This is a genomic window from Variovorax sp. 20P10.2.4 (genome assembly GCF_058244205.1).
Genome location: NZ_JBZAYE010000329.1, coordinates 1 through 8,064 on the forward strand (window position 1 = coordinate 1; position 8,064 = coordinate 8,064).

Annotated in this window: 6 protein-coding genes; all 6 read left to right on the forward strand. The window is 70.7% G+C overall.

Annotation, left to right across the window (positions count from 1 at the left end):
• A partial coding sequence (locus AC27VN_RS25485) for a TolC family protein (protein ID WP_490878324.1) occupies positions 1–609 on the forward strand: 609 nt, incomplete at its 5' end.
• 4 nt (positions 610–613) lie between these two features.
• On the forward strand, positions 614–1,852 hold the full coding sequence (locus AC27VN_RS25490) for an efflux RND transporter periplasmic adaptor subunit (RefSeq protein ID WP_490878325.1): 1,239 nt from the start codon (positions 614–616) through the stop codon (positions 1,850–1,852).
• Positions 1,849–5,010 carry an efflux RND transporter permease subunit gene (locus AC27VN_RS25495; protein WP_093340692.1) on the forward strand — a complete coding sequence of 1,054 codons (3,162 nt, stop codon included), beginning with the start codon at positions 1,849–1,851 and terminating at the stop codon, positions 5,008–5,010. The genes AC27VN_RS25490 and AC27VN_RS25495 overlap by 4 nt, the downstream gene beginning before the upstream one ends.
• A gap of 44 nt (positions 5,011–5,054) precedes the next feature.
• Complete coding sequence (locus AC27VN_RS25500; RefSeq protein WP_057597212.1) at positions 5,055–5,741, forward strand: heavy metal response regulator transcription factor; 687 nt, start codon at positions 5,055–5,057, stop codon at positions 5,739–5,741.
• Positions 5,738–7,114, forward strand: coding sequence for a heavy metal sensor histidine kinase (locus tag AC27VN_RS25505; protein WP_208508966.1), 1,377 nt, complete (start codon positions 5,738–5,740; stop codon positions 7,112–7,114). The genes AC27VN_RS25500 and AC27VN_RS25505 overlap by 4 nt, the downstream gene beginning before the upstream one ends.
• Positions 7,115–7,267: 153 nt before the next feature.
• On the forward strand, positions 7,268–8,064 hold a 797-nt coding region (locus tag AC27VN_RS25510; protein ID WP_490878326.1), incomplete at its 3' end, for a VTT domain-containing protein.

Sequence of the window (8,064 nt, forward strand, 5' to 3'; positions counted from 1 at the left end):
GAACTGCTCGAGCGCCGTCCCGACATCGCCGCGGCCGAGCGCCGCGTGCAGGCCGCCAATGCGCAGATCGGCGTGGCCAAGGCCGCCTACTTCCCGCAGATCGTGCTGAGCGCGAGCGGCGGCTTCAGCGCCGGCAAGCTGGCTTCGCTGTTCGACACCCCGAGCCGCGTCTGGTCGCTGGGCGCGGTGCTCGCGCAGACCGTGTTCGACGGCGGCCTGCGCAAGGCCCACAGCGAGCAGGCCGTGGCCGCCTACGACGCCTCGGTCGCGCTCTACAAGCAGACCGTGCTCGGCGGCTTCCAGCAGGTCGAGGACAACCTCGCCACCCTGCGCGTGCTCGACCACGAATCGCAGCTGCAGGCGCAGGCCGTGCAGGCCTCGCAGACGGCCGAGCGCCTCGCGCTGGCCCAGTACCGCGCCGGCACCGCCACCTACCTGAGCGTGGTGACCGCGCAGCAGCTCTCGCTGACCAACCAGCGCACGGCCGCGCAACTGCTGGCGCGCCAGCTCGCCGCCAGCGTGGCGCTGATCGCGGCGACCGGCGGCGGCTGGCATGCCGATGCCGCCGATGCCGCCACCACCGCCGCTGCAACGACTTCCGGAACCTGATGCCATGACGAATCCCGCACCTTCCCCCGCCGGCGACGCCGCCGCCCGTCCCCACGCGCGACGCAGCGCCGCCTGGTTCGCCATCGCCGCCCTCGTCGCCGTGCTCGGCGGGGGCGCCTGGACCCTGGGCCGCAAGGCCTCGGCTGCCACGCCCGAGGCCAAGGTGCCGCCGGTGCTGGTGACCACCGCGCCGGTGCAGGCGCAGGACGTGCAGGTCTACCGCGGCGGCATCGGCACCGTGGCCTCGATGGCCACCGTCACCGTCAAGGCGCGCATCGACGGCCAGCTCGACAAGGTGGGCTTCGTCGAGGGCCAGGACGTGAAGGCCGGCCAGATGCTCGCGCAGCTCGATCCGCGCACGCTGCAGGCCCAGCTCGCGCAGGCCCGTGCCACCCAGGCGCGCGACCAGGCGCAGCTCGGGAATGCGCGCGCCGACCTCGCGCGCTACACCACGCTGATCGCGCAGGACGCGGCCACGAAGCAGCAGGTCGACACCCAGAAGGCGCTGGTCAGCCAGCTCGAGGCCACGGTGCAGACCGATGCCGCGCAGGTGCAGTTCGCGCAGGTGCAGCTGAGCTTCACGCGCATCGACGCGCCGATCGACGGCCGCGTGGGCGCGCGGCTGGTCGACCCGGGCAACATCGTGCATGCGGCCGACACCGGCGGGCTGGTGGTCATCAACCAGATCGACCCGATCGCGGTGCAGTTCACGCTGCCCGAGGACGCGGTGCAGGACATCAACCGGCTGCAGCCCAAGGGCGCGGCGCCGCTCTCGGTGGTGGCCTACGACCGCGCCGGCACCCAGCTGCTGGGCACCGGCAAGCTGATCCTGCTCAACAACCAGATCGACACCACCAGTGGCACGGTGCAGCTCAAGGGCAGCTTCGCCAACCCGCAGCACACGCTGTGGCCCGGCCAGTACGTCAACGTGCGGCTGCAGCTCGACCGCCGCGCGGGCGCGCTGACCGTGCCGGCCGCGGCGGTGCAGCGCAGCCAGGACGGCACCTACGTCTGGGCCGTCGATGCCGAGAACAAGGCCAACTCGGTGCCGGTGCACGTGGTGCAGATCGCCGACGGCACGGCCGTGCTCGACCAGGGCGTGGCCGCCGGCCAGCGCGTGGTGATCGACGGCCAGTACAAGCTGCGGCCCGGCGCCACGGTGGCCGAGAACAAGACCGCGGCCAAGGCCGCGCCCCCGGCCGCCGCGGCCGGCGCCGGCAACGCGAGCGGGGTGCGCAATTGAGCATTTCCGCCGCCTTCATCAAGCGCCCGATCGGCACCACGCTGCTCGCGCTGGCCATCCTGCTGGTCGGCGCCGCGGTGTTCCCGCTGCTGCCGGTGGCGCCGCTGCCGCAGGTCGACTTCCCGACCATCCAGGTCTCTGCCAACCTGCCGGGCGCCAGTCCCGAGACCATGGCCTCGAACGTGGCGCAGCCGCTCGAACGCCAGTTCTCGCTGATCGCGGGCCTGTCGCAGATGACCTCGACCAGCGGCCTGGGCAGCACCCAGATCACGCTGCAGTTCGACCTCGACCGCAACATCGATGCCGCCGCGCTCGACGTGCAGGCCGCCATCAATGCCTCCACCGGCCAGCTGCCGGCCAACCTGCCGAGCCCGCCGACCTTCCGCAAGGTGAACCCGGCCGACTCGCCGATCCTGATCCTGTCGGTGCAGTCGAAGACGCTGCCGCTGACCGAGGTCAACGACTACGCCGACAACATCCTCGCGCAGCAGATCTCGCAGATCTCGGGCGTGGGCCTGGTCAACATCGGCGGCGCGCAGAAGCCGGCCGTGCGCATCCAGGTCGACCCGGCCAAGCTCGCGGCGCTGGGCCTGAGCCTGGAGGACGTGCGCACCGTGCTGTCCTCGGCCACCGTGAACGCGCCCAAGGGCACGATCGACGGGCCGAACCAGAGCTTCACCGTCTACACCAACGACCAGCTGCTCAAGGCCCAGCCCTGGAACGACGTGGTGCTGGCCTACCGCAACGGCGCGCCGATCCGCGTGCGCGACCTCGGCGTGGCGGTCGACGGCCCCGAGAACGCGAAGATCGCGGGCTGGGCCTATGCCGGCGCCGCCGCGCCCGAGGGCAGCACGGTGCAGAACGGCCGCTCGATCGTGCTGGCCATCACCAAGCAGCCGGGCGCCAACGTGATCGAGACCGTGGACCGCATCAACGCCGCGCTGCCGCGGCTCAAGGCCTCGATCCCGCCGACGGTGGACGTCAACGCCATCATCGACCGCACCCAGACCATCCGCGCCTCGGTCAAGGACGTGGAGTTCACGCTGCTGCTGACCATCGCGCTGGTGGTGGCCGTGATCTTCGTGTTCCTGCGCAACGTGCCGGCCACGCTGATCCCCAGCGTGACGGTGCCGCTGGCGCTGCTGGGCACGGTGGCCGTGATGTACCTGCTGGGCTACAGCCTCGACAACCTCTCGCTGATGGCGCTGACCATCGCGGTCGGCTTCGTGGTCGACGACGCGATCGTGATGCTCGAGAACATCTACCGCTACGTCGAGGAGGGCATGGCGCCGCTGGAGGCCGCGTACAAGGGCGCGGGCGAGATCGGCTTCACCATCGTGTCGATCTCGGTCTCGCTGATCGCGGTGTTCATCCCGCTGCTGCTGATGGGCGGCATCGTCGGGCGGCTGTTCCGCGAGTTCGCGGTCACCGTCACGCTGACCATCGTGGTGAGCGTGGTGATCTCGCTCACGCTCACGCCGATGCTGTGCTCGCGCTTCCTCAAGAACGAGCATGCGCGGCGCCATGGGCGGCTGTACCTGCTGTTCGAGCGCGGCTTCGATGCCATGCTCAATGGCTACAAGCGCGGGCTGCACGTGGTGCTCGACCACCAGTTCATCACCTTGATGGTGTTCATCGCCACCGTGGTGGCCACCGGCGCGCTGTTCGTGGTGATCCCGAAGGGCTTCTTCCCGCAGCAGGACACGGGCTTCATCTCGGGCTTCGCCGAGTCGGCGCAGGATGCCTCCTTCGCCTCGATGAATGCGCGCATGCTCGAGCTGGCCGACGTGGTGCGCAAGGACCCCGACGTGACCGGCTTCGGCATGAACGGCAGCTCGTCGACCTACAACACCGGCAACTTCTTCATCAGCCTCAAGCCCAAGGACGAGGGCCGCACCGCCAATGCCGACGAGATCATCGCGCGGCTGCGCCCGCAGCTCGCGAAGGTGCAGGGCGTGAACCTGTTCCTGCAGGCCGGGCAGGACATCCGCGTGGGCGGGCGCTCCTCGCGCACCCAGTACCAGTACACGCTGACCGACTCGAACCTCGACGAGCTCAACACCTGGGCACCGCGCCTGCTGGCCAAGCTGCGCCAGGTGCCCGAGGTGACCGACCTCGCGACCGACCAGCAGAACGCCGCCGCCTCGGCCGTGCTGACCATCGACCGCGACCGCGCCTCGAGCTTCGGCATCTCGCCGGCCGCGATCGACGCCACGCTGTACGACGCCATCGGCCAGCGCCAGGTGGCGCAGTACTTCACGCAGCTCAACAGCTACCACGTGGTGCTGGAAGTGACGCCCGCGCTGCAGCAGGACCCGGCGCTGTTCAGCAAGCTCTACCTGAGCTCGCCGATCACCGGCCAGCAGGTGCCGCTGTCGACCTTCGTGAAGGTCGACACCAGCAAGACCGCCTACCTCTCGATCAGCCATCAGGGACAGTTCCCGGCCGTGACGATCTCGTTCAACCTCGCGCCCGGCGCCTCGCTGGGCCAGGCGGTCGACGCGATCAAGGCCGCGCAGTCCGAGATGGGCATGCCGCAGTCGCTGACCGGCGCCTTCCAGGGCACGGCCCAGGCGTTCCAGGATTCGCTGGCCTCGCAGCCCTACCTGATCGCGGCGGCGCTGGTGGCGGTCTACATCGTGCTGGGCCTGCTCTACGAGAGCTACATCCATCCGCTGACGATCCTCTCGACCCTGCCCTCGGCCGGCGTGGGGGCGCTGCTGATCCTGATGGCGGGCGGCTACGACCTCAGCGTGATCGCGCTGATCGGCATCATCCTGCTGATCGGCATCGTCAAGAAGAACGGGATCATGATGATCGACTTCGCGCTCAAGGCCGAGCGCGAGCAGGGCATGAAGCCGCACGAGGCGATCTATCAGGCCTGCCTGCTGCGCTTCCGCCCGATCATGATGACCACCATGTGCGCGCTGCTCTCGGGCCTGCCGCTGATGCTGGGCCACGGCTCGGGCTCCGAGCTGCGCCGGCCGCTGGGCTACGCGATGGTCGGCGGGCTGGTACTCTCGCAGGCGCTCACGCTGTTCACCACGCCGGTGGTCTACCTCTACCTGGACCGCGCCCACTACTGGTACCTGCGCCGCAAGGAAGCGCGCCGGATCCGCAAGGGCGGCCAGGCCCCGGCGGCGGCCGAGGCGCATTGAGCACCGGAGACAACGCACCGCCTCGCACCGCAGCACGCCACGCCATGAAGATCCTGATCGTCGAAGACGAGTTGAGAACCGCCGACTACCTCTCGAAGGGGCTGACGGAGCAGGGCTGCGCGGTCGACATGGCGCACAACGGCATCGACGGCCAGCACCTGGCGCTCACGCACGACTACGACGTGATCGTGCTCGACGTGATGCTGCCGGGCCAGGACGGCTTCTCGGTGCTGCGCGGGCTGCGCGCCGTGAAGCAGACGCCGGTGATCATGCTGACCGCGCGCGACCGCGTGGAGGACCGCGTCAAGGGACTGCACGAGGGCGCCGACGACTACCTGGTCAAGCCCTTCTCGTTCCTCGAGCTGCTGGCGCGGCTGCAGGCGCTGAACCGGCGCGGCCGCAAGCAGGAGCCGATGCAGCTGCGCATCGCCGACCTGCAGATCGACCTGCTCGCGCGCAAGGCCTTCCGCGGCGCCACCCGCATCGACCTCACGGCCAAGGAGTTCGCGCTGCTCGCGGTGCTGGCGCGGCGCCAGGGCGAGATCCTCTCGAAGACCGCCATCGCCGAGCTGGTGTGGGACATGAACTTCGACAGCAACACCAACGTGGTCGAGGTCGCGATCAAGCGGCTGCGCGACAAGATCGACGTGCCTTTCTCGCCCAAGCTGCTGCACACCATCCGCGGCATGGGCTACGTGATGGAGCTGCGCGAGGACGGCGCCACGCCATGAAGCGCTCGATCGCCGCGCGGCTGGTGCTGATGTTCGCGGCGGCGGCGCTCGCCACCTTCGCGCTGATCGGCGCGGCGCTGCAGGGCGTGCTGCTGCGCGAGCTCGAGCGCCACCAGTACGAGGAGCTCGACACCACGGTCAAGAGCCTGCAGTTCTGGATCCAGGCCATCGGCACGCCCGAGCGCTGGTCGCGCGTGCAGGCGCGCATGGACGCGCTGACGCCCGAGGACGGCAGCACCCGCTTCTGGGTGCTCAGCGACGATCCGCGCTTCCAGTACGGCAAGGGCATGGCCGAGATCGACGCGCTCACGCGCGAGACCGGCCGCAGCCTGCTGCTGCCCGGCGAAGAGAAGCCCTACCGCACGCTGTCGGCCCACATCCCGCCGTTCGAGCAGCGCCCGGCCGTGCGGCTGATCGTCGGCAAGAACACCGAGCCCTATGCGCGCACCCGCCGCACCTTCCTCACGGCGCTGGTATCGCTGGGACTGGGCGCGGTGCTGGTGGTGGCGGCCGCCGGCTACTGGATCGCGCGCGTCGGCCTGCGCCCGCTCGACCAGCTCTCGCGCGAGGCGCAGGCGCTGCGGCCCAAGATGCGCTCGCAGCGGCTGCGTTCGGGCGCGCTGCCGGTCGAGCTGTCGGGACTGGCCGAGGCCTTCAACGGCGCGCTGGCGCGGCTCGAAGAGGCCTATGGCCAGCTCGAGGCCTTCAATGCCGACGTGGCGCACGAGCTGCGCACGCCGCTGGCCAACCTGATCGGCAGCACCCAGGTCGCGCTGTCGCGCCAGCGCAGCGCGCCGCAGTTCGAGGAGGTGCTGCAGGCCAACCTCGAGGACCTGGAGCGGCTGCGCTCGATCGTCAACGACATGCTGTTCCTCGCGCGCGCCGACCGCGGCGAGGTCGCCACCGGCCTGGTGCTGACGCCGGTGGCGCAGGAGGTGCGCAAGACCATCGAGTTCTTCGAGTTCGTGCTCGAGGAGAGCGGCGCGCAGGTCGAGATCGAGGGCGACGTGCTGGCCGAGGCGCAGCTCGAGACCGCGCTGTTCCGCCGCGCCATGTCGAACCTGCTGCAGAACGCAATCGAGCATTCGCCGCCGGGCGCGCGCATCGCGGTGCGGCTGCGCGAGACGCCCGCGGCGACCTGGATCGGCGTGTCGAATCCCGGCGCGCCGATCGCCGAGGCGCACCTGCAGCACCTGTTCGACCGCTTCTACCGCGTCGATGCCGCGCGCAACGACGGCGGCGAGCACCATGGCCACGGGCTCGGGCTGGCGATCGTGCGGGCCGTGGCCAGCATGCATGGCGGGCAGGTCGCCGCGGCCAGCGCGGACGGCGTGAATACCTTCGAATTCAGCGTCGCCCGGCCGGCGGCCTGAACCCGTCGCGCGGGGGCCGGCCATGACCCCCGGAACGCGCCGCAACCCGCATGGCCAATGGCCTCCCGGCGACAGGCCCTTGCGCCATGCCGCAGAATCCATGCCGCCCATGACCACGTTCGCACCCTCTTTCGCCATCACGGAGCCGTTGCCATGGCACAGCTGATGTCGCTGCTGGTGCAGAACGCGATCCTGGTGGTGTTCGCCGCCAGCTTCGCCGCCCGCCTGGGCCTGCCGGTGCCAGCGGCCGCGGTGCTGGTGGTCACCGGCGCGCTGCTCGCGGCCGGCGACATCTCGCTGGCCGGCGTGGTGCTCGCGGCGGTGGCGGCCAACCTGCTGGGCGACGGCGCCTGGTTCTATGCCGGCCGGCGCTTCGGCTATCGCTTCATGCGCCTCCTGTGCCGGATCTCGCTGGCGCCCGACTCCTGCGTGCGTCGCGGCGAATCGCTGATCGGCGACTGGGGCGGCCTGTCGCTGGTGGCCGCCAAGTTCGTGCCGGGCGTGTCGGTGGTGGCGCCGCCGATGGCGGGCGCGCTCGGCATGTCGGTGCCGCGCTTCATCGGCTTCGACATCGGCGCCGCGCTGATCTGGACCGGCCTGTTCCTCGGCCTGGGCTGGGGCTTCCGCAACCAGATCCAGGACGTGCTCGCCGTGATGGCGCAGGCCGGCGGCATCGCCACCATGGCGCTGGGCGTGCTGCTGGTCGTGTTCCTGGTGGTGCGCTGGTGGCGCCGCCGCGCCTTCATGCGGCTGACCGGCATGCCGCGCATCTCGGTCGACGAGCTGCACGAGATGCTCGCGGGCGACGAGCCGCCGCTGGTGATCGACGTGCGCGGCGCGGCCGGCCAGCAGGTCGATCCGCGCCGCATCCCGGGCGCGCTGTCGTACACGCTCAAGGCGCTGCAGCAGCGCGGCCTCGACCTGTCGGCCGCGGCCGGGCGCGACGTGGT